Origin of the sequence: Photobacterium angustum, from assembly GCF_003026365.1 — a bacterium.
Taxonomy (GTDB): domain Bacteria; phylum Pseudomonadota; class Gammaproteobacteria; order Enterobacterales; family Vibrionaceae; genus Photobacterium; species Photobacterium angustum.
Genome location: NZ_PYOM01000040.1, coordinates 1 through 2,169 on the forward strand (window position 1 = coordinate 1; position 2,169 = coordinate 2,169).

Genomic DNA, 2,169 nt, shown 5'->3' on the forward strand with positions numbered 1-2,169 from the left:
AGCATCGCTAAACAGACTCCACTCTGGATCTGATAAATTGGCTATCGGTTATCATGTTAAACAAGCGGCCGATTATTGTGAAAAATATCTATCTAAAGAAATAAAAAATACCGAGGATAAACTTGAGAAATTAACAACAAGCATAGAGGAATTATCCTTATTAGGTATCGCAACACCTGAACTAGCGTTAGCAGGAACAACTGAAAATTTAACTGAAGGGCACCAACTTTATGCTAACTATTTTGAACATCTAAAAAAATCAAAAGCATTTGAAAAATCTCTTCACGACAGATTAAAAGGCTTATTAAAAGCAACTAATAGTTATGCTTTGCCACCCAATAATCTTCTAAAAAAAGAATATGAGTCGCTTAAAAAACTGCAAAAAGATGCGATGGATATTCACGAAGAAGCTATTCATAACATTTTTGAGATGTCTAGTTCGCTTTTTTTACTGTGGGATGCAGAGGATTATCGAAAAAAACCAATAACGTATGTTGTAAAGGCTGACTACCCTTTACGTGAATATATTCTTGGAAGCAAAAAAGAACAAGCTGGAGAGGGTGAGTTTAGTCAATTACGGTATATTAGCCTTAACAGCATTCCGCAACCGAGCAACAATGCCAATAAAAATGTCCCACCGCAAGAAAATTCGGGGGAAACAATTGAACGAATATTAAAAGACCATGTTAGAAAGCTCACCATTGAAAAAACTTGGTTTGATGAAAGAGGTCTATTTAATGTCGATGCGTTTCTTAGCACACTAAAAAGTGAAAATATTGTAGTAAAAAGTTTCTCCGAACAAAGTAATCTGAACGAATGGGGCGAAGCCGTCAAGCAAGTACTTTTTTCAGCAGAATTAAAAAAACGTCTGTCTCCTTTTGATGATAGTAAGCAAGCTCAATATCTCAGAATGACGATGCTATCACTCGATACAGGAGTAGGAAATCCACTGGAGATTTCAGGTGCAAAAAGCAATGGAAAAATTACAGCCATTGAAGCTTTGCCAATAGAAGCCAAATCCGAATTAATACTCGCGAAAGGCGAAGTTAATATCGTCAAAATGTTTACAGGCAAACCTTTTATTAAAGTGCCTAATAAAGAGATTTCAGATAAAGATAGAGATCAAATAATAGAACTTAAGTATTCCGATAAAGGCCAAGAAAAAATTATTAACTTTCAGTTCGGTGCATATCAAGCTCTTATGTATTGTAAAGCTTGGGGCTTTGCAGGTGCGAGTATTGCTTTAGGTAGTAAAATTGAATTTGGTGCAGAGGGTTTTATGATCCCTGATGTGTTTCAAGTCAATGATGGGCAACTAAAACACGACCTAGAATTAGGATTGAAAGCAGGCCTAGAAGTCGGCGGATTTCTTTTATGGTTTCCCCCATCAGGTTATCCCGACTTTTTAGTTGATAAAACAAAACGCTCACATCAATTAATCAAAGGCGCTTTAAAACTCGAAAGTAGTATAACTGCCAAAGTACCTGTTCGGTTTCGTTTTGCCAATAAGAAATTATCGATTGGTCTTAGTATTGGCCCGCCCTCTACCAAACTGTCTTTTGAGGGAGAAATCAACCCGAGCATGGTCGGGGCATGTGTTTGGCAATTTCAGCGATTGTTGCGACAGGCAAATTATCACCGAGTTGATATTGTTGAAGATGATGAAACATTTAAACAACTTTCCCTACTGAGTAAAGGTATTCTTTACACCCAATTAAACATTGGTCTATTTTTGGCTGAACAAAAAGACACTTTCGACCAAATTTTAGACATTTTTGAACGAAGCTCCGCTGGCTTGGTCGCCTATACCTTGATTAACGGAGATGACAAGATATTAGCTGAATGGACGCGATTGTTGATCCCCGAAGCCTTAGGCCCGCTATTGTCTACATTAGCATCTGAACCCAATTCATTTATGGTAAAAGATACCCAAACGTCAGAGAACCTAAAAATAACAGAAAATGAAGCATTACTAATGCAACAATTGGCGCTGTGTAAAGTGATTCATTGGCTTGGTAATGGCCATATCATGAGTACAGAGAAAAAAGCCGCAACCAGACAAATGCAAAAAGCGCTTGAGAGAATGAACCCTAACAGCAAAGTATCAAAATCAGATGATGTGAAAAAGCATGATTTCCTTATCAACAGACAAACCATTTTAAATTTCAT

General features: G+C 37.1%; 1 protein-coding gene. It reads left to right on the plus strand.

The features are described from left to right. Positions 1–37: 37 nt before the first annotated feature. On the plus strand, positions 38–2,169 hold a 2,132-nt coding region (locus CTN01_RS22465), incomplete at its 3' end, for a hypothetical protein (protein WP_146150446.1).